Here is a 25,737-nt window from a genome sequence, read left to right on the forward strand (position 1 = left end):
TCCTATTTAAAAAACAGGCGGTGCACTGCACCGCCTGAAGATCAACTGTTTTCGTTAACGTAGATTGAAAGTCTGCTCTGAATGATATCGCATACCTCTTTTGCGCTCTTCTGACCACTAAAGTATGCTGAACCTTCCTCAGAGATAATGTTGTTGATGTTATCATTGTAATACATTATGAAATGAGAATTCTTAACGAGGTTATCAATCTGATCAACATCTTCCTGAGAAAGATTTGGAACTTTCACCTCCTGGTCACCAACGTAAAAATACTCTTCGACTTCCTGTTTATTTCCGTCTTCATCTTCATAGTATTCAGGCTCCATAGAAGCTTTTTTCATCTTCTCATAACTTGAGGCCCTGATTGGGAAGTCATAGTCAAGTGAATCCTGGAATTCCTCTGAAAGGAAATACTTAACAAATTCCCAGGCACCATCAGCATTCTTTGTCTGAGAACTAATGCAAAGAGTTACGCCAGGATAGATAACTGAAGTATTATTAGATCCTGGGAAGCCAACAAACGCTACATCCTCACCAAAACGGCCATACTTTTCTCTTTTAAATGAATTGAAGCCATAAATGCCTGTAACATCAAATAATGCCTTATCTGTTCTGAAAGCTGCATCGTAATCATCATAGAACATTGTGTTCTCGTCATATTCTTGTGGGAAATCATTTATAAATTCCATGAACTCTACAAAACCATCGCTGTTAAAGTTGCATATCTTGTTGCCCCAGTCAATATAATCCTTACCAGAGAACGCAAGACCAAAAGCCAATATGTCATTTCTAAGGATCATTCCAAAGGCTTTTGAAGGAGTAACATTCTTGGCCTGAAGGAGATTTCTGTAGTCTTCCATTGAAAGAGTTGTCTGTCCCTTTAATAATGATGCCTTGCAGATAACAGTTGCAACTTCAAAGTAAGGAACAACCTGATACATCTTGTCGCCTGTCTTAAATGCATCTACGATATTATCAAGATATTCAGCCTGTCCGACATCTGGATCATTGTTAAAATATGATGATACATCAAGGAACAATCCCTTGTTGATATAACTCTCAATTGGACTTTCAAGGTCAAAAGCCATGATATCAGGAACATTACCTGAAGCAACATCAAGATTAAATTTCTTAACGCCTGCATCATAGTCTTCTTCTGTGTTATATGTTGAGTAATCAACTAACTTGATCCTGTACACTTCATTATTCTGGTTAAACTTGGCAGCTGCCTGTCTAACATGATAGTCGATATATGCACTACCTAAAGTAATGATAGTTTTGTCTTTTACCTGATCAGCTGGAACCTTGGTGAGTCTTGATAATGTGAGGTTATTATCAAAATCAGGAACAAATGCAATGAGTTCTGTATCACTGACTGCAACTACATCACTAAGGTTATATGTCAAAGAAAGGTCTGAATCTATATAGTCCATAAGCTTAACAAGCTTGTCTGACTTAAGGTCATAACCATAAATAGCATTATCATCAGCACAGTAAACATCATAACCATTTCCACTAAAGAATGAGTAATAGTTATAGCCATTTAATGCCTGTGACTTGTTACCGATCGTTTTATTGTCAAAATCAATTGTACCAAGGAGTCTTCCTTCATCTGTATAGCCTGATACAAAGATATCACCATTATAGCCTCTTATAAGCTCAAAATTTGATCCATTATACTGGGCTGTAACATCAATAACAGGTGTAAATCCGCTCTGTTCATCAAACTTTGAAATGTCATGATTTGAACTTACGATAAGTCCATAGTTTTCAGAATAAACAAGACCACATGGGCTATAATAATCCCCCTCTTCAAGGTCTGCACCAAGTTTAACCTTATAAACCTGATTTCCTGCATTGTCATACTTAACGAGGTTATACTCTTCGTTTACTTCCTCATCATATCCTGCACCAGCATAGCCCTCTTCTGGATCAATATCCTCTGAAGCTTCTTCACTACTTACATCACTTGCTTCTACTGATGCTTCTTCTGCAGCCTCTGCCTTTTTTTCATCAGAAGCCTCTTTACTTGCTTCATCAGAAGCCTCTTTACTTGCTTCATCTGAAGCGTTGTCATCATTATTTTCAGAAGAGATCTCTTCAACAGCTTCCTCTGGAACGTCGCCCATATTGTCGTCAAACCAGTTATACTTGCCTAGGATGCCATAGATATTGCCATCCTTATCAAAATCAATATAGTTAAAGCTCTCATCCGGTTCAGCAGCGATCTTAACATCCTTAAGATCTGATCCATCTGAGTTAAATGAATAAACATTGATAAATCCATCTTCGTTATAAGAAGTCAGATAAATTCTGTCTCCAACAATCTTAAGGCCATTAAGTCCATTGGTATCAAGTCCCTGAACTTCAAATGTTTCCTGCTTGAACACATAATCTTTAGAGCCTTTTGCAGCTTCATCCAAGATGCTGTCTCCATCCTTTTTCTCCTTGCCACAACCAGTTGCCAGAGAAACTGCCATTGTAAGTGCAAGAGAAACACTAGTTATACGTTTTAATAATTCTCTTTTTTTCATAACTTAACTCCTCTCCTTTGCCCCTCTTTCTTCTTTTTTTGCTTTTGTTTTACTTCAAAATCATATTTCTTGTCGGAAAGCGTCTGTACAATGCCAGATACCGTCCATTTCTTGTGTCTATATTGATAAACTACATATGCAGAGAACATGCATATAACAATGAGCTTGCATATCCATCTGATAGTAAATAAAACAACCAAAATATCTTCATATCCTCTGGCAAGGTTCTCCCAATATGGATAAAAGATTGCCTTATTCCACATGCTCCTTGTACCAAAGGAAGTCAGTATGTCGTACATGGATAAAGCTGAAAATCTATCCGAATTATCAACAACTGAAATGTACCTGTCATCAAGAGAAGTGCTCTCTTTGACGATTGTCTTTACAATTCCATCAACTGGACTTGGCATGACAACTTCATAGCAGTTGATACCGCCACGTAGAGATGTTTTGCCATCTTCTGAAATCTCTTCCTTTTCGGTCCTGCCACTTAGGATAGTTCCGTACTTACAGAGGCTGTCGTAGGATATATAGGCTAGTCCACCTTGCTGACCAGCTGTTGTCCTCATCTTACCTTCCTGTCTTTTTACAACACCGGAAACATAATGAGGTATATCACCGATGGTAACCATCTGCCCCACTACTTCGCTTGAACCAAAAAGTTGCCAGGAAAGATCCTCATCAATAACGATCTGATCCTTCATAAGAGCGTCCTTGTTGTAGTAACTTCCGCTTACAAGCTCAAGTGGGTGAAAGAGAAAAAAATCGCCATATGTTCCTATTGCTGTAACATTATCAGCAGTCTTCCCTTCAAAGGATATGGACACAAGTCCCTGAGCACTATAACAGCTTGAATATAGCTTGGTGTCATCTACAGGCGCCTCAGTATCTTCAGATGCGCCATTATCACCGATCTTTTGAGTCTCGACAATCTTAGGATCCTTTTGATCACTCTGATCATCGTCATCAGTTTCTTCTACGATTCCCGAATCAGTCATCTTGGATTCCATGATATATTCCATCTTTTTGATGAAATCTGAATCGATCATCTGATCCTCGGTAAAAAAGACACTGACCTGAGCCATCATTTTGCCATCAGCTGACCATCTGTCTGCTGCACTCTGTTCAGGAAGCTTGTTTATAAGAGCTCTACTGATAAAGCCAAGGACAAGATCTAATATGATCAGCGTAATGACAATAATAAAAGCCTTACTCTTTATGATCTTTAGTATTTTGTTTTTTATCTTTTCTTTATCAAGATTCTTAAAAAACTTCATTACTCGTTTGCCAGCCTTACTTGTTCTCCTGCCTTAACAGGTTTATTTGATGTAGTGATAACGTACTCATAATCATCTATTGCAGCTGTGATAGCTGAATTCTTGTCATCTGATGCAACTACTGTTACATCTGCTCTTGTAGCTGTATATCTGTTGCCAAGAGGACTTGATTTACTCTTGACTATGAGAACAAATTTACCATTTGAATCAGATTTGATAGCACTGTTAGGAACTATCATGTCGTAGTTCTGAGTTCTCTCACCAATTGCAAGAGAAAGAGTCTGACCTGGAGTAACCTCTGTACTCTCGATCTTAAATGTTAGAAGCTTTTTGCCTGCAGGATCAGTCTTGTCATTTTTGATCTGAGTAAGTGTAGCTTTAAAATCTGAGCTAAACTGCCATGCATTCTGTGGCTGCGCAGCATCTCCAACCTTAAGCTTAGCTGCCTGGGCATTTGTTACAGAAAAGCTTGTTGTCATATCTTTTCCATCAACCTGAATAACTGCAATTGTCTCATCAGCTGATGTTGACTCGCCGGCAACCTTTGATACTGAGCTGACAGTTCCTGCAACTGGAGACTTTACAGAGGAGCCAACTGACTCTGCTTCAAGCTTTGCGATCTTTTCCTTCTGCTCTGCGATGGAATCTCTCTTAGCGCAAAGAGATATCTCCACATTGATGCTCTTAAGCTGATCTGTCTTAACCCTCTCAGCCTCTTTTAAAGCTGCTGCTGTCTTAGCTTTCTTTTCAGATGCTGTTGCAAGCTTCTGATCATAGCTAAAGCCTGACTGTGAGCTGTATGTAGAAAGCTGTGACTTATCTCTTGTAAGCTCAGCAACGAAGTTATTAAGCTCTACAACTCTGTCTTCATCGCCATCATTCTTGGCTTTCTCGATATCTACCTGAGCCTGTGCCAGAAGATACTCAGGAGTTGCTGTGTTGTAGTTCATGCCAGCCTGCTCGTAAGCACGGAGCTGTGTGAGGTAATCAATCTCTGCCTGAGCTGCGTTATCTTCTGCAAGGGCTGCATTATAAGTATCAAGAACACCCCCAACCTGTGCCTGATATGTATCGTAAGAAGCTGTCTTACCATTTCTTACGTTTGTTATAACGTTACTTGGAACATCTCCTGAAAAGAGCATCTGCTCATATTCAAGCTCCATGGTATCCAAAGACTCTTTTGCCTTTGTAAGCTCCTCAGATTCCTTGTCCTCAAGATAATAGATGACATCTCCGATTTCAACATGTGCACCCTCTTTGACAGCAACACCTGAGATCTTTCTGGTCTCTTTTACCGTGATATTGTATGGATCCTCAGCCGTTACAGTTCCTGAACCTCTGATCTGTGGACTGATCGTTCCATCAGTTATCTGAACTGTTGCTACCTGAGGAAGCGAATAATTCATGATGGTGTTTGAAAAGAATGTAAGGATAAGCATAACTGTAAGGAATGCTATCGCAACATTCTTCACCATATCTTTCCTGTTTACAGGCTTTTTTTCTAAATCCTTTGACATAACATTTACTCCCTTTATAAACTTTTTGTCATCCTTTAATTCCGCCCTGATACGAGATTCCCTCTACCAGATAGTCCTCACCATAAAGAAAAATGAGAAGTGGTGGGACCAGATATATTACTGCAACCGCAAAGGCAAGTGATATCTCTCCTGCATTGATCTTGGACAGGAACACTGACAGCGGATGCAGATCAGTATTTGTCAAAAGAATCAGTGGCTGCTCAACCATGTTCCAAAAATCAAAAAATACTAAGATGGCAATTGATGCTATACCACCCTTACAAAGTGGCATATTGATCCTTGAAAAGATGTACCACTCTCCTGCTCCATCTATAGAAGCCGCCTCTATAACTTCTTGAGGTATTCTTCTCATGAACTTGGTCAAAAGATACACTGCAAAAGGTGAGAAGAATCCCGGTAGCCATATGGCCCACCTGGTATCTATGATGCCCATAGCCTTAGATACCAGGAAGTTAGGAACAAGTGTTACCTGATAAGGCATCAGCATCATTATGATGTAGGAAAAGAATATTACTCTTTTAACCTTGCCGTCGTATCTTGAAAAGCCATAAGCTGCAAGGGTTGCAATCCCAAGCTGCACTACCACGATAGGAACTGTATAGATAATAGAGTTCCAAAACTTTATAAGGTACTGCGGGCTCTTGAACAAAACTGTGTAATACTGGGAAAAGGTCACCATATCAGGTATGAACTTAAGGTTCACAGTCTTGGATATGAAGATCTTGCCGCCCTTTTCCGTTGTTGCAAATATTGAGCCGTAGTTGGCACTTATTTCTGATGAACTCATAAATGAATTCGTAATGGTAAGTATGATCGGAAGAAGGAAAATAAAAGCAAAAATAAATGCTGCTATAGTAACAAGCACTGTCTTGTAGTTATCTATCCTCTTCCTTCGTCTGTACATTTTTTGTAAAAGATTCATAGTTTAGCCCTCTACGTCTTTCCCATAGAAGTTCTCAACAGCATACATGATGTATACAAGGGCTGTTACTACTATGAACATTATGATAGCTGCCGCAGACAATTTCTGATAATCGAGAGAGGCAAAAGTATTATTCATGAAATGCTGCAGCAGATATAACGAAGTAACCGGATAGTCGCCAGTCATAAGGTAAACCTCTCTAAATACCTTAAATGAGTTGATAAGCGACATGATTGTTACAAAAAGTATCGTTGAAGACAAGTATCTGACTTTGATAAGCCAGAAAACCTGCATCTTGGATGCATTTTCAAGGGCAGCTACTTCCAGAAGCTCCTTTGGAATACTGGCAAGAGCCGACATGAAGAGGATCATGTTGTACCCAAGATTCTTCCATAGGAAAAGAGCTACTATAACAATGTAGGCTTTATCTGACTTTAGCCAGTCGATCTTGTCAGCACCAAAGAGCGCTGTGAAGTTATTTACAAGACCGTTGTAATGAAACATTACCTGCCAGATCAGAACAATTGATGCTGTAGGAACCATTAAAGGGCTTAAGAAGAAAGACCTAAAGTAGCTCTTAAATGGTATCCTTGACTCCATGACAGCTGCCAGGAATAGTGAAAGCAAAACTGCCAGAGGAACTGCCATAAATGAAAACTTTAGGGTATTCATTCCGGCAAGCTTAAATGCATCATTGCTCCAAACATTTATATAGTTTGCAAAGCCTACAAATCTCTTTTGAATAGGGTTATTGATCATGGAGTAATAAATAACTACCATGAAAGGGGCCACGAAAAAGAGTAACACTCCTACTATCGAAGGAAGTAAAAACAGCCAGGAGATCATGCTCTTTTTTTCATTGGCTGACATAGTCCCTGTTCTGAGCCTATGAAGTTTTCTTTTGATCCTAGAAAATAATTTGGCCAACTTAGTTATTAGTATCCTTTACTACAAATTCTGGAATATTTCCCCAGTCAAAATTCATATACTGACCATAGCTACCATAATTACTATTTGGCATCTCACCTTCTCTTGTAACTACAACAGAATACTGACCACAGAGTGTGCTGTGATCACTCCAGTAATTAAGGAAATCGTTAAAGTGTGCTGTTTCACAAATTTCTTTTATCTGTTCAGGATCTGTATAAATTACAGAAACAGAATCAAGATCTGAAGGAACTTCATTATAATCAGTAACAGACATATCATAGCCTGGATAATAGTTTGTAACTTCTATAGATTTAATCTTAGACATATCAAGCTCTGATCCAGAATATATTCCGTATTTTTTCATAAGAGCAATAGTCTTCTCATAGTTTTCATAAACAGGAATGTTGGCATCTACGTAATATAAACCATCATTTGAATATTCGATGCTACCAATAGGTCTGTGATCATGCATATATGAGTATGAAAAGCAATTAAGAATATCCTCTCTTAATGCATCGCTAAGCTCTTCATAAGGAAGCTCTGCTGAAATAAGTGTCTCATTTATAGTGTTATATCTGACGATCCTGTTCTTGGAATTAAATTTATCAGAATCTCTGAGTTCATCGTCGAAAAAGACGTCAAATCTGCCCTTCAAGTACTCATCTGAAGCTAAGACCTTATCCATAAGCTCTGGATCAACATCAAAAGGAATAACAATGCTTCTATAGATATTCCTGCCGCTCTTCATCCTGTACAGAATAGTCACCTCATATCCATCTGCATATGAATTATTGTCCTCACCGTTTCTTGCAGTTTCTCTTGAGTTGTCCATTCCAAGCTTGGCAATTTGGATGAAATCATTCACGTTAGTTATGTGCATGTGGTCTTCTTCTGATGTAACGAAGTCATTATCTTCATTGGACCAGACATTGAACTCACCGTAATAATCAATTATTGCGCAGCTCTCCACCTTCTCAGGATTTGGAATATATGAATCATAGCCCAAAAGATCGCCCTTAAAGATAACAAAGATAAGAAGCACGACTGCAATAGCCATTATGGTCTGTGGAATTCCCTTGAAGAATCTCCTGATATTGGTATCTATGATGACTTCAAAAATGCATCCAGCAAAGATAGTTCCAAGGATCATGATAAAGCACATAAGCATGCAGAGCTTTTTGTTCCATACGTTCTCATACATTATGTATACAAGATATCCTGTTCCAAGGCCCACCATTACACACAAAGTAACTTTCACAAACCATCTAAATGGTCTGAAAGCAATGCTCTTACCTGCCATCTCAGCTTTACGCTTGCTACTGATAACGAAAATAAGAACAAAAGCTATAACAGCTACTAAAAGGGTATCTATCTCAAATCTAAGGTTTGATAAGATCCTAGCCTGGAGAATGCTCATATTCTCGATCATCTTGCCAGAAGTTGCTCCGCCAAATCTTGAATTAAAAGCAAAGAGACTTGAAAATCTATCAAATACAGGTGAAAGATAAACATTCATCTCGGAGCTGTAGCTATATGTGGCATAAAAAAGTGACTTGAAGAAACTAAGTTCACCAGCAATAACAATTGAAGCAAATGCAAAAAGGCCTGTAACTAATATTGCTGAAACATAAGTTCCACACAGCATGATAGCTACAACTGTAACGTTATATACTGCAAAGTAAAGAACTATGTTGCGAACAAATTCAACTAATACAGAAACTAAAACCTGTTTGTTGATTCCGCCCATACAAGCTGCAATGATCAAAGCAATGATCTCACTTACACCGAACATAGCTAAATATGTAAGAAAAGCACTAACAAAAGTCTTTTTGATTCTCTGAACCCTTGTTGTAGGCTGACTCAGATAGAAATCAATCCTGCTCTGACTAAAGAGATATGAAAATCCCTGAAAAGCAAACACAACACCAATCAGCATTACAAGAAGAAATGTAATGCTATCAAGTCCCATGATCCTGCTGACTGCCCTGCACTTCTCCATTGCAAGCACTGCATCTGTCTGATTGTACAGTCTGTAATAATTTATTGATCTTGAGATCATCATGATGACCCCAAGGACAAAATAAGCAAACACAAACGGGAATGCTACAAGTGAAGTCCAAAGAGTGCCTGTAATATATTTCTTCTGATTTTTTATCTTATCACTGAAGGACAAATTTGCGGATGTCATATCCAACTACCTCCGTCTCACTAATAAAGATTTCTTCTAATGTAAGAGCAAGAACTTCAAAGAAAATAGGATTGCCTCTCTTGAAGGCTGTCTCAATCTCTTCTCTCTCGCCTCTAATTGTAATAGTGTGAAGTCTTCCTCTCTTTTCATGAAGGAGAATGTTAAGACCATCAAGGGCTCTCTTTTCATCCTCTTCTGATGAGAATACGCACTGTACCTTCTGCATCTGAATCTTCATGTCCTCGATATCCTCTGAAAGGATAACTCCGCCCTGATGAAGAAGACCGATATGATCACAGATATCTTCCAATTCTCTAAGGTTATGAGATGCGATAACAGGTGTAAGGCCTCTATCTTCCATTTCAGCAGCAAAAAGAGATTTAACTCCCTGTCTCACAACAGGATCAAGACCATCAAAAGTCTCATCGCAGAGAAGATACTTTGTTCCAGCGCAAATTCCAAGAAGAATAGATACCTGCTTTTTCATTCCCTTTGAAAAAGTTGATATCTTGCGCTTGGCATCAAGGCCAAAGCCCTGGCACATCTTAAGGAATCTTAACTTATCAAAAGTGTCATAGACTCCATCATAATATGTTGCCATATCTTCTGGTGTTGAATTTGGAAGGAAATACTGGTCATCAGAAATGTAAAAGACATCCTTTTTTACATCAGGATTGTCGTATACAGGTCTATTATCAACAAGCACAATTCCTTTGTCTGGCTTGATAACGCCAGCGATTATCCTAAGAATAGTGCTCTTACCAGCACCATTTGTTCCTACAAGTCCGAATACTTCTCCATCAAGTATTCCAAGAGAAACACGATTGACAGCTTTTATTTCATCAAATGATTTTTCCAGATCAAGTAATTCAATCATGCTCTACCTCCAGTCCCCAAGCTTCCGCCAAAGCGGATCTTAATTTCATTCATAAACTCCTCAATAGGTATACCAATCTCATCAGCTTCAAATAAGAGCTTTAGTATCTGCTCTATAAGCTCTTCCTTCTTATTTTCCTTAAGAGAATCATTGCCCTTAACGAAATTGCCGCGCCCTTTGACAGTGTAAATAAATCCCTGTCTCTCGAGCTCAGCATAAGCCTTCTGAACAGTATTGGGATTAGTAGACAGCTCCATAGCAAGGCTCCTGACAGATGGCATCTGATCATCAGCCTGTAGTATTCCTTTGTAGATCTGAGCCTTGAAGTTCTCTACTATCTGTTCATAGATTGGTCTGCTATCTTGATAATCAATAAGTTTCATCTCATCCCTCACCCATTGTTTAACAATAATAGTATCAACGTAAACCAAGTGTACTAACATAACTAGTACACTTATGATTTTATTCCTACTTCGTTTGTTTTGCAATACCTTTTTTTGAGCCCCTAGGGACGGAGGTTGGGGCTCATTTTTGGCGCGAATGCATGTCTTGTGGTGCCCATGAATTCTGGCCTGAGAGAAAATGAGCCACAACCTCCGTCCCTAGGGCTCATTTTTGTTGTGTTTTATATGGTATTGCGATATAATATGTATGGGGTTACGTTATATTTTTAACATAAAAAAATTAAGGAGGTATTTCAGTATGTCACGTTTCACACTACCTAGAGATGTCTACCACGGCAAGGGTGCATTGGAGGCATTAAAGACACTGGAAGGTAAAAGAGCAATTGTTTGTGTTGGTGGAAGTTCTATGAAAAAGGGCGGATTCCTTCAAAAGGTTGAAGATTACCTGAAGGAAGCTGGAATGGAAGTAGAACTCTTTGAAGGTATCGAGCCGGATCCTTCAGTTGAGACAGTTATGAAGGGTGCTGAAGCTATGCAGAAGTTCCAGCCTGACTGGATCGTAGCTATCGGCGGTGGCTCACCTATCGATGCTGCTAAGGCTATGTGGATCAAGTATGAATATCCTGAGACCACATTTGAAGATATGTGCAAGGTATTCGGTCTTCCAAAACTTCGTACAAAAGCTCATTTCTGTGCTATTCCTTCTACATCTGGAACAGCTACAGAGGTAACAGCTTTCTCAATCATCACTGATTACAATAAGGGCATCAAATATCCTATCGCTGACTTCGAGATCACACCTGATGTTGCGATTGTTGATCCTGAGCTTACCCATACAATGCCTGTTAAGCTTGTTGCTCATACAGGTATGGACGCTATCACACATGCTATTGAAGCTTACGTTTCTACAGCAAATTGTGAATACACAGACGCTCTTGCAATCCATGCAATCGAGATGATCCAGGCAAATCTTGTTAAGTCATACAACGGAGATATGAATTCAAGAGATGCAATGCATGACGCTCAGTGTCTTGCTGGAATGGCATTCTCAAATGCCCTCCTTGGAATCGTTCACTCAATGGCTCACAAGACTGGTGCTGTATTTGCAGACCAGGGCGCTCACATCATCCACGGCGCAGCTAATGCTATGTACCTTCCAAAGGTAATCGCATTCAACGCTAAGGATGCTACAGCTAAAAAGAGATACGGCGTAATCGCTGATTACATGAAACTTGGCGGATCAAGTGACGACGAAAAAGTTAAACTTCTTATTGATTATCTCCGCAAGATGAATGATGACCTCAACATTCCTCATTGCATCCAGCATTATGGTGCTGATGGACTTCCAGCAGATCAGGGATTTGTATCAGAGGCTATCTTCAATGAGAGACTTCACGACATCGCAGCAAATGCTATCCTCGATGCTTGCACAGGATCAAATCCTCGCCAGCCATCACAGGAAGAGATGGAGAAACTCCTCAAGTGCTGCTACTACGATACAGAAGTTGATTTCTAAATTGCATGAAAAGAGATTCTACCACACGGTAGGATCTCTTTTTTTGCCAAAAATGAGCCCTAGGGACGGAGGTTGGGGCTCAAAAATATTGACTTCCCCACCTAGCTAGCGTATATTTAAATGCGAATGATTTGCAACAAGGAGCACAACATCAATGGGGAAAATATATTTCGTAAATGGCTTCCTAGGGGCTGGCAAGACCAGATTCATACAGGAGCTTCTAGAGGAAGATTATTTCAAGATAAAAGGCAAGACACTTCTACTACTCTGCGAAGAAGGGGAAACTGAATACGACGATTATCTCATGCAAACCCTAAACGTAGAGATCAAGAAGATTGAAAACGAGGAAGACTTCACACCTGACAATCTCACAAATGTAGAAAAAGAATCAAATCCAGAGCGCATCATCATCGAGTTCAACGGCATGTGGATGAGAAAAGACCTAGAATTTCCCTGGTACTGGAACGACATCATGGAGATTGCGATCTTCGATACCCCATCCTTTGACATGTACGCAAGAAACATGAAATCTCTTCTATCTGAGCAGGTGAGAAATGCATATATGGCGGTGTTCTTTAGTGCTGATGGATTCAAAGACAAGCTTGCGACCTACAGACGAAACGTCAAAGCCGTTAATCCCAAGCTCAACATTGTCTTCAAGGACAGAGACGGCGACGACATTGTAATTCGCTTTGAGGACGAGCTTCCATACGACCTAAATGCCCCACTAATCGACATCACAGACGATGCCTTCGCGGCATTTTACCTAGATTCACTAGACAATATAGACAGGTACATTGGTAAAAGAGTCAGATTCACAGCCCAGGTCATGAAAACCAAGGACCAGACGAGAAAGTCTTTCCTTGCAGGAAGAATGGCTATGACCTGCTGCGAACAAGATCTTTCCCTCTTTGGCGTTATCTGCGACTATGATCAGATTGATGAACTCATTCACGGTTCCTGGGCGGTTATCGAAGGTACCTTGTCAAAAGAGTTTTTCTCCAAGTACGAAAATGAGTTCCTCATCTGCAAAGTAGAGGACATACAGATATGTGGCAAGCCAAAGAAGGAAATAATAGATGTGATTTAAGCTGCCATAGCAATAAGCTGTCTCTCTCCGGAAAATAATCTTCAATAAGTCGTACATATGTGTTACTATATGAAAGTTGATTTTAGATTCTTTTTGAAAGGAAAAAACAAAAATGAAGATTGCAGTAACTTATGAAAACGGACAAGTGTTCCAGCACTTTGGACATACAAGTGAATTCAAGATCTACAACGTTGAGGACAACAAGATCGTATCTGCAGAGGTTATGAATACTAATGGCACAGGACATGAAGCTCTTGCCACTCTCCTTGCAGACAGCGATGTAAAGGTGCTCATCTGCGGTGGTATTGGCGGCGGTGCTGTTGCTGCTCTTGAAGAAAGCGGAATTGAGTACGTATCAGGCGTATCAGGAAATACAGATGATGCTGTAGAAGCTTACCTTGATGGAAAGCTCACAAGCACAGGAGTTAACTGTGACCATCATGATCACGAACATGACCATGAGGAAGGCGGATGTGGTCATTGCCACGATGATTCAGAAGAAGGAGGTTGTGGCAACTGTGGTGACGACGATTCAGAAGGCTGCGGCGGTGGATGCGGCGGCTGTGGTGGATGTCACCCTACTACTCCACTCTTTGAAGGTACAAACGTTGGTAAGACATGCAGCACTCACTATAAGGGAACCTTTGATGATGGAACTGTATTTGATTCATCCTATGACAGAGGTGAGCCAATCCAGTTCGTATGTGGTATGGGCATGATGATCCACGGCTTTGATAAGGCCGTTGCAGAGATGAAGGTTGGCGAGAAAGTTAACGTTCACCTTGAGCCAAACGAAGCTTACGGCGAAGTTGATCCAGAAGCTATCTTCACAGTAGAGATTGAAGAACTCCCAGGTTCAGAAAACCTTACAGTAGATCAGAGAGTTTACCTACAGGATACTTTCGGAAGACCTTTCCCAGTTAAGGTTGTAGAAAAGACAGAAAAGACTATCACACTTGATGCCAACCACGAAATGGCTGGTAAGGCTCTTAACTTTGAGATTGAACTTGTTGAGATCAAGGATTGATATTGATCCTTATACTTCTTCACAGATATATATTCTTTTAGTTTTGAGAAATTCAAGAGCTTCTTTATCACTAATAAAGCTACATCCTGCAGCCTTGTTAAAAGCGCTAAGATCAGTAATCTTGGCCATGATAACAGGGCTGTCAGGAAGAACTTCTCCACTATCAGCTTCTCTAAGCTTATCCTCCATGGCCATTCTCTTTATATATATTTCATCCCAAATACAGTAAACATCATAATTTTTCTTTATTACTTCATAATCTTTTATTTTATCCAAAGCAAAATCACATATCTTTTCAAATCCCATAAAGGAGTATATTTTCTCATCAACAGGTAAAAGAAATACGAAAGGAATATGTTCATTTTTTAGGATTTCAAAGGTCTTTTTAAATACCTCTGACATATGTCCCTGATGTCGCTTATCTTCCCTCGTGGCAACGGCAACTATGTAGTATGTCTTTATCACAGTGTCCCACAGATTCATGTAATAAGGATTAAGGTGAAGCATTGATAACACTTCACCTTCCATAATACTTACAATGATCTTATTGTCTCTGCACTTTTCGCTGTAATAGTAATCAACAAACTCTTTAGGATCATCAAAGGCTTCTTCGTAAAGCTTTCTTGTCTGATCCTTGTCTACGCACTCAGTAATCATAGCTTTTTCTCATACACCCTATATTTTCTTGCAAAGCCTATAGGATTATAACTTTCCTTGGCGTGTCTAAGTCCCTCGATTCCCATGTCATCTTCTCTATTTACGATTTCTGCTTCCTCATAGGAATTTTGCAAAAACTGCTGGTTTATAACCTGATAGATTCCTGGAATATCGGGGTTTCCTTTTTCGATGGAGATAACTGCCATCTTCTCTCTTCTGTTGTAGGAACCTATGGTGAAGGCTTCAAGCATCTCATCAATAAAAATGCCTCCAACTCTATAGGTGACCTTATCACAGTTTCTAAGTATATCTATTATACCGTCCTTTTCCACCAAAAGAGTATCCTTACTTTCAACTCCTTCAGAGAGTTTCACCTCTATCCACTTTTTCATGAACTCTTCAAGAAAGTACTCATCTGTGCAGCACATGGTCTTATACTCCCATCTGCCTTCGTACTCCTTCATGAACTTATTAACTAGGTTTCTCTTTTTCTGATATTTTTTTCCTGCAAGAGTCCTAAGTCCTTCTGCATCGTAGAGATAGTCTTTAAGGTCACTCTCTTCCTCAATTATATATTCTTCATTATTTGTAAGGTCATCAAAACCCAGAACTTTTAAAGCATCTTCATCTGCAAGATCTATTCTTAATGGGCTTTTAAGTTCTATATTAAAATAGCTCTTTAATAATTCAAAAGCTTTAGGTAGATCCTCTTCTTTACAATAAGGCATGGAGGCAAAATATCCCTTTTCATCCTGCATCAGGATAAAGGCTGCATCCTCCAGCTTACAGATCCTGGTGTTATACAGCTCTTTCCAGATATAGGTATCAAGAACTGTGCTGTCGCAGGTCTTATTGTCTCTAAGGGCGTATATCGTTGATAGTTCTGATGCCTCTTCAAAGTCAGGCTTATGAAACTCAAGTCTTTTACATTCGTTTAATAACATACAAACCTCTTTATATTAATCTTTGTGTTGTGGCAAATTGTATTTTACACAATATATTATATTACAAAAACTTACCTTGGTCTATTTTTTTGAAAAAATTTCCAACACTTTCTTTTTCTTATCCGTTATATAGTTAGAAAGCGCTTAAATTAAGTTATAATCATGATATAACGCTAAAAAAGTCAGTGGAAAGACAATGTTATGAACCCAGAAATATCAGTCCTATATGAAAAACTTCATAACGAACTTGTCAAATGGTGCTGTCTTATGACGGGAAGCTATGATACTGCTGAAGAGCTTGTTCAAGAGGGCTTTGTAAAGGCTATTGAACACTGGGATACCCTTAAATCCCTGGCCTTCCACCAGCAAAGAGCCTGGCTCTATCAGACCATCAAGCACCTTTTTATTGACAGTGTGAGGAAAAATAAAAGAGAATTCCTGACAAATGAAGTTCCTGAAACTACCACTTCTTTTGACTACTCAGAAAAAGAATGGATGGAACTAATAAACTCTCTTCCTCCCTTGGAAGGAAAGGTTTTGCTCCTAAGATATGTAGAGGGCTTTACCTCAAATCAGATAGGAACACTCTTAAAAATCCCACCTGGAACAGTTCGAAGTAAGTTACATGATGCCCGCAAACATCTAAGAAATAAATTATAAACATCACAAAAGGAGACCGGATATGAAACTTAAGATTAACTGCGATAAATGCGATGCACGCAAGATTGTTGAAGAAAATTATACTCAGTACGATGAAATAGTGATTAACACTGATGAACTTGTTGTTGATTCCAGAAGTAAGGCTGTTCTTAATAGGCTTCCTTTTAACATCAGTGCTGACTACGTTAGAAGCCGTGACGACGAAGAAAGTCAGAAGCCATCAGCCAGAACTGTCAATGGAATCTATGAGATCAATGAATCTTCTATAGTTGAAGATGACCAGTCTATTGTTGTAAATGGAGTACTTAAGATTGCTCCAAAGACAGAGGAAATCTTAAGAAAATATGAAAGCATTGTTGTAAACGGCCTTATCCTCTGCCCTAAGTCAGTTGCTTCTATCCTGCCACTTCCAGGACTTAGTATAAATGGCCTCATCAAGGCTTATCCAGATGAGTACACTCTTCTTGATAATAATTTTAAGCTTGATAAGTACTTTCCTATGAGAGCCACAAATGGAAGCGGATACTTTGCTGCAAGCTACATCTATGACGCAGACATTGAGACCAATTTCAGTATGCTGGCAGAAAAGAACATCAAGTTCCACACTGACAAGATCTATATCAGAAAGAGCCACTTAGAAGCAGGTCTTTCACTCTTTAATATCGAAGCTGAAATAAATGAAGTTCCTGATATCTGCACTATTGTCCAGGGTAATGTCGTTCTTGATGAGAGCTTCATAACAGCATATGGTACTAACCCATATGTAATCGGTAACCTTGATATTCCAAAAGAAAGCAAGGAAATCTTAAATAGCCTTGAAAGCCTCACGGTTGATGGTACTATCAAAGTTGATAATCATTGCGTAGAGGCACTTAATAGCTTAAATGCCAGCTACAAAGAGCTGGTAGTTGTAAAAGGCGTTGTCCTTCAAGACCGCCCTATTATCAACATTAGTAGAGACATTCTTGAGGATAATGCAGATGGTGTAACTATTCAGGACTGCGCTGTAGTTAAATTTGAAAGTAACATTGAGCCTGAACTTATTAGGGAAAGGGTTAAAATCAAGGACTGCGCCAAGGTTGACTGCTCTTCTGAGCAAAAGTCCGCTGTTGACTCAGTATCTACCGATGTAGCCATGGTCGGAACTGGAAGCATCCTTTCTGGCATATTTAATTCTATCTTTGGAGACAGCTCTTCTGACGGGAATAATGGCCACAATAGTGATACAAAGTATGTTAATGCTGACTACTATGAACTTTGATGATTCTGCGGAGAAAAATGAAAAACAAAATTAAAAAAATACTAAAAATCATTTTAATATTATTAGCTTCTATCCTAGCACTTGGAGTTATGGCGGTTATATTCCTTCGCCTAAGTAATTACCTCCATCACAGGATTGAACTAAGGGACGGCGTAAACGAGACCACCTATATTGATATCAATGGTCAGAAGCAGTACATAATGATCATGGGACAAGATGAATCAAACCCTGTTATTATCTACCTTCACGGAGGCCCATCTAGTCCTGATACCTGCATAACCTACAGTTTTACAGACTATCTTACTGATGAATATACGGTTATTAGCTGGGATCAGAGGGGATGCGGAAGAACATATTTTAAGAATATAAAAAGTGATCCTGAAAACTCCACAGCATCTTTTGAACAGGCACTTGATGACTTAGACGCCCTTGTTACCTATGCCTGTAAGCGATTTGGTAAAGACAAGGTCATAATCATGGGACATTCTTACGGAACTGCCCTTGGTAGTACCTATGTCAAAAAATATCCTGACAAGGTGTCAGCCTACATTGGCATCGGGCAGCTCGTGTCACTGGAAGAAGCTGATATTCACAGTTACAATGATGCACTAAATAAAGCAAAGGCTGCAGGTGATGACACCAGTAGCCTTGAAGAAAAATATGCTAAGTTTTGTGAAAAGCCAGGAATTCCTACTTTACTTGAACTTAGAGAACTAACAAGTAAGTACCATCCTGTAACAAAAGAAGCTGACCATATGGGCCTTGCTCTTTTTTCACCCTACGCTGGTATTGATGACCTTAGGTGGCTCCTTATACAGATGGGGGATATAAAAAAGTATGTGTCCCTGAATCAGAAACTATTTGATTTCGCACTTTCTTTTAACGCCTGGGCGAATGGTACCAGCTATGAGATGCCAGTTTGCATCATCCAGGGCTCAGAAGACTGGGTATGCCCAACAGATATGGCAGGTAATTACCTTGATGCTGTAGCGTCACCATATAAAAAATTCTACGTTATTGAAGGCTGTGGCCATGATGTTCACTGCGCAAAGCCTAAGGAATTTTGTGCGGATCTGAAGGATTTCCTTAATTCTTCAAAATTAAACTAAGAGCCTTTGAAAAAAGCCCTGCATTGCAGGGCTTTTTACTATCTTTTATCAATTCTTGACTAATAACTCAAAATCTTCTAATAACTGTTTCCTATACTCAGAATCTTCTGTAACCCTAATAATATCTGAAGATCGATCATTCTCTATAAGCCATTTAATAAGCCTGGCAAGTTTTTCCTCACCTACCTTAACTCCGTCATCAAAACTCTCATCCTGTATAACCTGTAAATGCTTCTCTGCATTATATCCTAATACGCCCATCTCAATGACCTCCTCTCTATTCTGAAGCAAGAAATCTTTAAGAATATCCTCATTTATACACTCGTCAACAGCCCTTGTGATTGCTACTTTGACGTTGCTTTTCTCTTCTTTTATACATTTTCGCACTTTTGCTACAAAAATGGAATACTCTTTCAGCGTTTTACAGTCATCCATAAGCTCTTTGTTATGGCCTTCATTGATATTTATGACCTTTACAATTAGCTCCAGTTCAGGGTTATCAGTACTCTTATGATAAAGATCTGAAAGCTTATATATCTTCTCGTCTTCCATCTTAACAGCACCATTATAAAACGTAATAAACCTAGGTGTAGGAATATCAATCTTCTTGGTCTTATAAGTCTCTTCAATTGGAATTATTTCCCTATAGATGCTTGCGACATATTCGAGATTTCTAAGTGGGATGTTAGGACAAGGCGTTGACTGATGCTCATACAAACTAAGCTCATAATCGATAATAAATGATAAGTCATTCTTCATGTTAAGAAATGTGTTGCCCTCAAGCGTGGTGATCTCTAGATCATCCGGATTGTCATAGTTACTGTGATTAACTCCGTTGTAGAGTTCTAGGAGCCGCTCTTTATCATGGAACAGCTTTCTGAATACAGTGTCCTTATACTTTTGGTTTTCAATTGTCATTTAACTACCTTCTTTCATTGTTTTTAGTTACTTCTTTGGAATCTGTTGGCGAAAGCCTTGATAAATAGAACGTAACTTAGAATAATATGCTCAGACGTGAGCAAAAGATATTCTAACAGAGTATAGAAGAAAAATCAAAATAAAAGAGAGTAACCGCTTTAGTTACTCTCTCCAATCAAGTCATCTTAGAAAATTTCTACTTACTATCAATACCTTATCTTTATTTCCCTTGTCTCATCTTCATGCACAAACTTTACAGCAAGAGAACCTGTCTCTGCCGTATACTCCCAGTACTCAATTGATGTAGGAAGATAGTGGTCAGTACCATCGTAATATTTGTGGTAACAGAGCTTGTCTCCTTCAAGATCCTTCATAAGTATTGGAATTGCTTCATCAACGATAGATTTTCTCTTACTCTCATCAAAATGAAATCTGGCAATAAGCAAATATGAGTCAGATGCCACTTCTGATGATAGATATTCATATGCATCTAGAACCTTTTCTCCATTTTCCTCATGAGAATGCCTGAACTTAAACTCTTCTACCATGGCAGCATAATCATCCGCTGAAAAAGCCGCTTGCTCTTTTTTTAATGTATATGAATTGTAGCAATAAAGAGTTACAAAACAAATAATGGGTAAAAGAGGTATTATCATCAGGTAATTAGATATATCCCTGTAATGAAGGATAGACTGAATAACCTTTATCAATATAATGAAATATGCTCCAAATGATGCAAAGATCATAATATTAAAAATTAATGACGAAATAATTGCTGCTCCAACGCCATCTATACCTTGGCCGTTTCGATCTGAAGAGCATTTAAGAAATACTGCTCCAATGCCATATGCAGCTGGAATCAGTATCAATGAAACAACTATTAGAATATACAATGATTTCTTTGACAAAGGCGCTAATATCATTTTCATCCCACCATCGACATAATAAAGTTAATGATAACACCTGCAGAACCTCCAGCAATACATAAAAGGATAATACCGATTATAATACAGACTCTGCTAAGAACCTTTCTCCTTGAATCCTTAGAAAAATGCTTACCTGTAAATAAAAGGACCAAACCACCAATAAGTCCGGTAAAAAATAGTCCGATCACAATAGATGCGATTATAGCAAATACGATAAGTGCAAAAATTATTACCAAAATGAATAATCCGCCCAAAACTCTCTTCCTCCTAAACTAGTAATCATCCAACATATTATCCCCAATTATCCAAAATCTCAAGCATATCTGCATAGGAATGGTACTTCTCTGCATATTGAAGCTTTGATTCATCTAAAAGCTCTGCAACATGAGCATTAAACTCCTCCTCAGTCACAGTCTGACCCTCCCACTCGTAGGTCAGCGTGTATGGATAATTCTCATCAGTGGTCATCTTCTCCCAATCTTCATCGGACACATACTTAAGGCCAGAAGCAATCAGCGTAAACTTGCCATCCTTAAGCTGCGTGATCTCCACTGGATAATAGTCCTGATGCCCCGTATCCGTATAAATGAGGCCGCCGTACTGAATGTACTTGGAACCAATCCTAGAAAAATGCCCCTCGACAACCTGCCCCTCATAATATGTCAAAATGTACTCGCCACCAGCCTCAGTCCCAGAATCGATCAAAAGCTCCGGCTCAGTATTATCATCAACATATATAAGAGCAAAAGGCATTTCATCATTATCGAAATAATCTTCGCCATACTCAGTCCTGATATACTCCGCATAAGCGCTTGGCCAACCAAGCTCCTCAGTAGATGCCTCTACTACAACCTCTTCCGTAGACACTTCAGCAGATGCCTCCGTAGCCGACTCAGTAGAAGCCTCAGCTGCCGCTTCCGGCACAGGCTCTGCGCACCCTGTTAAAAGAGCTACAGAAAGCGCCGCAATTCCTATATTTACTCTCTTCATATCGTTCCTCCACAAGCGTATCTACTAGTGAAACACATCATCCACCCCAAGATGTTGCATCACTCCCACTTCTTCCAAACATCAGGCTGGTAGCCAAGTGTGGCCTGCCTTCCATTTCTCACAACCGGAGTCTTGATGATATGCTGATTCTCCATGAGTTTCTCCAGCTTGTCCTCATCAGCAATATATTGTAAAAGAGCTATAGCATCCTTATCCTTGGCATTCTCATCTATCATGTTTGACAGACCACCACACACAGAAGCTACAGAAGTAAGCTCACCCTTACTCATGCCCTTCTCCTTCATGTCGATAAACTGAAACTTGATCCCGCGCTCCTTAAAGAAACGCTCTGCCTTCTTGGTATCATTGCACTTCTTAGTGCCAAAAATCTGTATGTTCATTTAACCTCCAAATGCTGTCTACTTCCAAAATCAGAAGCCTTATTTATATGTTGAATGTCAAGTAAAATTGACCCACTTTTACACTTAAATCTGACCCACCCCTAGATCCGCCAGTGCGATTTTGAGGGCGGGTCAGTTTTATTTATAAATCTCGATTTTTACACTGTGAATTGACCCACCTTTTAATGAGTTACCAGTGTGTATCCAGCACCGGTAAGTGCTGTTTTATCTATGATCATTGTCTTGCTCAAGGTATCCATGACAACATACCTGCTAAGTTCTAGTAGTCTGTCACCGATAAGTTCCTTCACGAGCTTCTCCATAGCCTCAGCCTTGGGAGCATTTCTTTCTATTTTGTCCTCGCATATATGTTGTGGTTTAACTGGGGAGCATAGTTCATCCATCGACATAAATAAGTTCTCATCTGCCTGTTTGCATTGCTCAGCTCTGAATCTGTCAGTTGTTTCGTCGTATCCCAGGGAATCCATGCTCTTCATTCTTGACAGCGTTGACCAAGGATACTTTATTCCAAATGACTCTCGGAGCGTTTGGTAAAGAGCATCCTTTCCGCCATTGTTGTATATTCCTGCAAGTTCAGGGAGATTTTTATCTCTTATTTTAACCATGATAGTTCTCCTTCCGACAGCTTGCCCATTTCTGCTTCAGCCCATTCATCGAATGCTCTGGATAGAGCTCGTCCTTCTTCCATAAGGGCTTCAGCCTCTTCAATGAGCTTGTGTCTCCGAAGTACTTTCTCATATACATCTGACTTATACGACAACTCATGAAGCTGCTTTCTCAGGCTTTTAATAGTGTCTTCACCTCTCAGTTCGGCAAGATATTCTTCTTTTTCTTCATCATCCATAGTGCTAAGGGTATCACGGATATCCTGTTCCTCCCTGTAAATGTCAAGAAAATCAATGTAGTTTCCATGGCCGTCTTCAGCATTGCATGAGTTCTCGTGCACACTGTTGCCAGCAGCAACCCATTCATGAAGAACCTTCCTTTCTGCCTCATTCATTGGTGTGGATTTTTCATATCTATTCAGCTCATCCTGCAGGAATCGCTGTCTATCGCTTGTTATGTTCATTTTTCTGTACCTTTCTGTTTTTTAACACTTATTTTTGACCCTTTGACACGGTAACTGTCTCCCGTTATACTAAGCACATGGCAGTGATGCAGCAGGCGGTCAAGTATTGCAGTTGCCGCAAGCTGTCCGGTAAATACTTCATCCCATCTACCCATTGGGAGATTAGTGGTGATAATGAGGGAGCTTTTTTCGTATCGTTGACGGATGATCTGGAAAAACATGCTCTCTCTTTCTTTGTCCATTTTTATGTATGAAAGTTCGTCTATTATCAGAAGCTCAATACGATTCAGCTTATCAAGCATCTGCTGGAGATTCCCGGCAAGCATCTCATCATAAAGCCTGTCGACAAGTTCCTTTGCATTAACAAAAAGGACTTTCCTGCCTCTTCTGCAGGCGTTACGACCTATTCCCGTAGCAATCATACTCTTACCAACTCCAGGTGGCCCAATGATTATGATATTTTCACGGTTATCCAGGAAAGTAAGCTTTCCGAGTTCATCGATCTTATCCTTATCCAGCGACGGATTAAAGCTGTAATCAATGTCCTCAAGAGAAGATGCATTATCAAAACCGGCTTTCACAAGAAGCTTTTCTGTTCTACGGCTGGCTTTTCCACTGTCTTCAAGTTCCAATAGCCTGAGGAGAAAATCCATATATCCCAGTGATTCCTGTGTTGCTTCTTCAATGATGTCTTTATATTGGGCGCGCATATCTACGAGCTTGAACTGCTTCATCTTTGCTTCTATGTATGCGCTTTTGTGTTCTGTGTCGTTAAGCATTCAGAACCTCCTTTGCATAGTTCTCATAGTAGCTGCAGCTTCTCGTAAGCTCACTAGTGGCCGTTGTACCGATTATCAGGGCGGTAGCTTCAGTTTCGTTAGCCTCCGGAAGTTTTCGCTCTCCTGAGTTATACTCACGAAGCATCTCTTTGAACAGCTTGATATCCATCTTTCCTTCATCGACGGCCAGCCCTATAAACCTGTCCAGAGTATCATCATCGTAAAGATCCTGGAGTTCCATTATCCTTCTGGCATGGAATGTAGGCTGGTCAAACTTACGACCTGCTGCTTCAAGATAACGTGCACCATTACTAAAGCGCTTAGTGAAGTCACGCCTTATCTGCGGAACAGAAGTTGATACCTTCTTTGCAATGGGCTCATAGTGGTCAGGATTGGTACGGATCTCATGTTTTTCATAAGATATTTCCTGATGTTCTATGAAATGTCCCTGTGAGTCATACAACATGATCCTGAAGCCATAATTCAGCCTGTAGTATAGTGTTTTTCCAACATATCTGACGTGAACACTATATTTATTGCCACCGATACTGAGATAACTATCAGGACTGACTTTCCGCTTAAGCTTGCTGGTTGCATAGTAGTGTTCCTTGGGAAGCGGCTGTAACAGAGCTTTTTCTTCCAACAGGTAATGCTGGTTTGGAATTCTTTTGGTGGTGGAATGCTTCTTGTCGCACCACTCATTTATAAAAGCTTTCCCTCGGGAATTCAGATCCTCCATGCTTGCAAAGGCATTCCCTTTTATGAACTGTTCTTCGATATAGTTGAATGGTCTCTCGATTTTCCCTTTTTTACGTGGCCAGTAGCATGGACATGCGTTGAGCTCAACACCAAGATGCAGAGCCATGGCCAGCGCATGAGGATTATATTTTATTTCTTCCTCTGACTTTGGATTATTCTTGATAACAAACGCCTTGGGATTATCAATAAGAAGCTCCAGTGTTACGCCTCCCAGATCATCAAACAGTTCCTGAACAGCTTCATATATAGCATCAGCATCTTCCCGTAAAGAAAAACATATCGCCTTCTTTCTTGATGCAGCCAGTATCATGGAAAAGCAGTATACTGTCATGTACCTGTCTGCAATAAGCACCTGATACTCACTCCAGTCAAACTGAGCCTGGTCACCCGGAGGGCTTTCGTGCCTTGTCGTTGCCTTACTACTGATACTGTTTCCAACATCTTCATCCACTCTTCTTAAAAAGTAATAGACAGGTCCTATACTGCCTTTGTAGCCACGCTTCTGTAATTCACTGAATATCCTGGTGCCATTGAAGTTAAATGGGTCACACCTCCAGGCAATGATCTGTTCCTTGAACGGATCAATCTTGGAGCTGTACTCTGTCCGGTTGTAGACAGGAGGTTCAGTCTTTTCTAATAGACTTCTGACCGTATTTCTGGCTATCCCAAGAATAGAAGCCGTAGCTCTTTTGGAACCAGTCTGTTTGTACACTTTGTGCACAGCCACCCAGTCTTCCAATTCTTTCACCTCTTTTCCTCCTTCCATATGTTTTTACATACGGAAAGAATTCTATATAACCTCAAAGAGGTGGGTCAATTCTAAGTATTAAATTTTCAAGGTACAGTGTATAATCGAAATGGTTTTATACTCGCGATCCACCATCTGGGGTGGGTCAGTTTTAAGTATTAAACCCGGGTCAATTTTAAGTGTAAATCAATA

The 25,737-nt window shown here is 39.7% G+C and carries 25 protein-coding genes; 6 read left to right on the plus strand and 19 right to left on the minus strand.

Annotated elements, in window-relative coordinates:
* Positions 1-41: 41 nt before the first annotated feature.
* From BUA02_RS10850 to BUA02_RS10885, 8 genes are read right to left on the minus strand one after another with little or no spacing between them, the layout of a single operon-like run.
* Complete coding sequence (locus tag BUA02_RS10850; protein WP_072703942.1) at positions 42-2,534, minus strand: ABC transporter substrate-binding protein; 2,493 nt, start codon at positions 2,532-2,534, stop codon at positions 42-44.
* Positions 2,531-3,811 carry an ABC transporter permease gene (locus BUA02_RS10855; protein WP_072703945.1) on the minus strand — a complete coding sequence of 427 codons (1,281 nt, stop codon included), beginning with the start codon at positions 3,809-3,811 and terminating at the stop codon, positions 2,531-2,533. The genes BUA02_RS10850 and BUA02_RS10855 overlap by 4 nt, the downstream gene beginning before the upstream one ends.
* The gene (locus tag BUA02_RS10860) at positions 3,811-5,328 is read right to left on the minus strand and encodes an HlyD family efflux transporter periplasmic adaptor subunit (protein ID WP_072703948.1); all 1,518 of its coding nucleotides are present in this window, start codon (positions 5,326-5,328) and stop codon (positions 3,811-3,813) included. The genes BUA02_RS10855 and BUA02_RS10860 overlap by 1 nt, the downstream gene beginning before the upstream one ends.
* Positions 5,329-5,356: 28 nt before the next feature.
* On the minus strand, positions 5,357-6,271 hold the full coding sequence (locus tag BUA02_RS10865; protein WP_242946500.1) for a carbohydrate ABC transporter permease: 915 nt from the start codon (positions 6,269-6,271) through the stop codon (positions 5,357-5,359).
* 3 nt (positions 6,272-6,274) lie between these two features.
* Positions 6,275-7,141: a carbohydrate ABC transporter permease gene (locus BUA02_RS10870; protein ID WP_071175967.1), complete on the minus strand. Its 867-nt coding sequence runs from the start codon at positions 7,139-7,141 to the stop codon at positions 6,275-6,277.
* Between the two features lie 58 nt (positions 7,142-7,199).
* Positions 7,200-9,389 carry an ABC transporter permease gene (locus tag BUA02_RS10875; protein ID WP_072703951.1) on the minus strand — a complete coding sequence of 730 codons (2,190 nt, stop codon included), beginning with the start codon at positions 9,387-9,389 and terminating at the stop codon, positions 7,200-7,202.
* Positions 9,361-10,266, minus strand: a complete 906-nt coding sequence (locus tag BUA02_RS10880) for an ABC transporter ATP-binding protein (RefSeq protein ID WP_072703954.1) — start codon at positions 10,264-10,266, stop codon at positions 9,361-9,363. Before BUA02_RS10880 ends, BUA02_RS10875 begins: the two co-directional genes overlap by 29 nt.
* A complete protein-coding gene (locus tag BUA02_RS10885; RefSeq protein WP_071175964.1) occupies positions 10,263-10,649 on the minus strand; it encodes a GntR family transcriptional regulator in 387 nt (128 codons plus the stop codon). Before BUA02_RS10885 ends, BUA02_RS10880 begins: the two co-directional genes overlap by 4 nt.
* A 319-nt stretch (positions 10,650-10,968) precedes the next feature.
* Here BUA02_RS10885 and BUA02_RS10890 point away from each other — a divergent pair, with 319 nt between their 5' ends.
* The 3 genes from BUA02_RS10890 (at position 10,969) to BUA02_RS10900 (ending at position 14,303) form a co-directional block, all read left to right on the plus strand.
* Positions 10,969-12,186 carry an iron-containing alcohol dehydrogenase gene (locus tag BUA02_RS10890; RefSeq protein WP_072703957.1) on the plus strand — a complete coding sequence of 406 codons (1,218 nt, stop codon included), beginning with the start codon at positions 10,969-10,971 and terminating at the stop codon, positions 12,184-12,186.
* Positions 12,187-12,340: 154 nt separating this feature from the next.
* Complete coding sequence (locus BUA02_RS10895) at positions 12,341-13,276, plus strand: TIGR03943 family putative permease subunit (protein ID WP_072703960.1); 936 nt, start codon at positions 12,341-12,343, stop codon at positions 13,274-13,276.
* Between the two features lie 112 nt (positions 13,277-13,388).
* On the plus strand, positions 13,389-14,303 hold the full coding sequence (locus BUA02_RS10900; RefSeq protein WP_072703963.1) for an FKBP-type peptidyl-prolyl cis-trans isomerase: 915 nt from the start codon (positions 13,389-13,391) through the stop codon (positions 14,301-14,303).
* Between the two features lie 9 nt (positions 14,304-14,312).
* On the opposite strand, the gene BUA02_RS10905 is transcribed toward BUA02_RS10900, so the two are convergent.
* Together BUA02_RS10905 and BUA02_RS10910 are read right to left on the minus strand one after the other, a co-directional pair.
* Positions 14,313-14,960, minus strand: a complete 648-nt coding sequence (locus tag BUA02_RS10905; RefSeq protein WP_072703966.1) for a GNAT family N-acetyltransferase — start codon at positions 14,958-14,960, stop codon at positions 14,313-14,315.
* Positions 14,957-15,904: a DUF2156 domain-containing protein gene (locus tag BUA02_RS10910; RefSeq protein WP_072703969.1), complete on the minus strand. Its 948-nt coding sequence runs from the start codon at positions 15,902-15,904 to the stop codon at positions 14,957-14,959. Before BUA02_RS10910 ends, BUA02_RS10905 begins: the two co-directional genes overlap by 4 nt.
* Positions 15,905-16,105: 201 nt before the next feature.
* On the opposite strand from BUA02_RS10910, the gene BUA02_RS10915 reads away from it, so the two are divergent.
* The 3 genes from BUA02_RS10915 to BUA02_RS10925 all read left to right on the plus strand — a co-directional run bounded on the left by BUA02_RS10915 (position 16,106) and on the right by BUA02_RS10925 (position 18,934).
* Complete coding sequence (locus BUA02_RS10915; protein ID WP_071175954.1) at positions 16,106-16,564, plus strand: RNA polymerase sigma factor; 459 nt, start codon at positions 16,106-16,108, stop codon at positions 16,562-16,564.
* A gap of 22 nt (positions 16,565-16,586) precedes the next feature.
* Positions 16,587-17,825: a hypothetical protein gene (locus BUA02_RS10920; RefSeq protein ID WP_072703972.1), complete on the plus strand. Its 1,239-nt coding sequence runs from the start codon at positions 16,587-16,589 to the stop codon at positions 17,823-17,825.
* 89 nt (positions 17,826-17,914) lie between these two features.
* Positions 17,915-18,934 carry an alpha/beta fold hydrolase gene (locus BUA02_RS10925; RefSeq protein ID WP_178297660.1) on the plus strand — a complete coding sequence of 340 codons (1,020 nt, stop codon included), beginning with the start codon at positions 17,915-17,917 and terminating at the stop codon, positions 18,932-18,934.
* A gap of 48 nt (positions 18,935-18,982) precedes the next feature.
* Here the strand turns inward: BUA02_RS10925 and BUA02_RS10930 are convergent, their stop codons facing one another.
* The 9 genes from BUA02_RS10930 to istA all read right to left on the minus strand — a co-directional run bounded on the left by BUA02_RS10930 (position 18,983) and on the right by istA (position 25,545).
* Positions 18,983-19,852, minus strand: coding sequence for a hypothetical protein (locus tag BUA02_RS10930; protein WP_072703978.1), 870 nt, complete (start codon positions 19,850-19,852; stop codon positions 18,983-18,985).
* Positions 19,853-20,058: 206 nt separating this feature from the next.
* On the minus strand, positions 20,059-20,775 hold the full coding sequence (locus tag BUA02_RS10935; protein ID WP_072703981.1) for a hypothetical protein: 717 nt from the start codon (positions 20,773-20,775) through the stop codon (positions 20,059-20,061).
* A gap of 2 nt (positions 20,776-20,777) precedes the next feature.
* Positions 20,778-21,032, minus strand: a complete 255-nt coding sequence (locus BUA02_RS10940) for a hypothetical protein (protein WP_071175949.1) — start codon at positions 21,030-21,032, stop codon at positions 20,778-20,780.
* 37 nt (positions 21,033-21,069) lie between these two features.
* Complete coding sequence (locus tag BUA02_RS10945; protein WP_072703983.1) at positions 21,070-21,768, minus strand: hypothetical protein; 699 nt, start codon at positions 21,766-21,768, stop codon at positions 21,070-21,072.
* Between the two features lie 59 nt (positions 21,769-21,827).
* On the minus strand, positions 21,828-22,169 hold the full coding sequence (locus tag BUA02_RS10950; protein WP_071175947.1) for an arsenate reductase family protein: 342 nt from the start codon (positions 22,167-22,169) through the stop codon (positions 21,828-21,830).
* A 182-nt stretch (positions 22,170-22,351) separates the two neighbouring features.
* Positions 22,352-22,795, minus strand: coding sequence for a hypothetical protein (locus tag BUA02_RS10955; RefSeq protein ID WP_072703987.1), 444 nt, complete (start codon positions 22,793-22,795; stop codon positions 22,352-22,354).
* Positions 22,783-23,259 carry a hypothetical protein gene (locus BUA02_RS10960; protein WP_072703989.1) on the minus strand — a complete coding sequence of 159 codons (477 nt, stop codon included), beginning with the start codon at positions 23,257-23,259 and terminating at the stop codon, positions 22,783-22,785. Before BUA02_RS10960 ends, BUA02_RS10955 begins: the two co-directional genes overlap by 13 nt.
* A complete protein-coding gene (gene istB / locus BUA02_RS10965) occupies positions 23,256-24,038 on the minus strand; it encodes an IS21-like element helper ATPase IstB (RefSeq protein WP_072703992.1) in 783 nt (260 codons plus the stop codon). Before istB ends, BUA02_RS10960 begins: the two co-directional genes overlap by 4 nt.
* On the minus strand, positions 24,031-25,545 hold the full coding sequence (gene istA, locus BUA02_RS10970) for an IS21 family transposase (RefSeq protein WP_178297661.1): 1,515 nt from the start codon (positions 25,543-25,545) through the stop codon (positions 24,031-24,033). The genes istB and istA overlap by 8 nt, the downstream gene beginning before the upstream one ends.
* Positions 25,546-25,737: the final 192 nt, after the last annotated feature.

This window comes from Butyrivibrio hungatei DSM 14810 (genome assembly GCF_900143205.1).
GTDB classification, from domain to species: domain Bacteria; phylum Bacillota; class Clostridia; order Lachnospirales; family Lachnospiraceae; genus Butyrivibrio; species Butyrivibrio hungatei.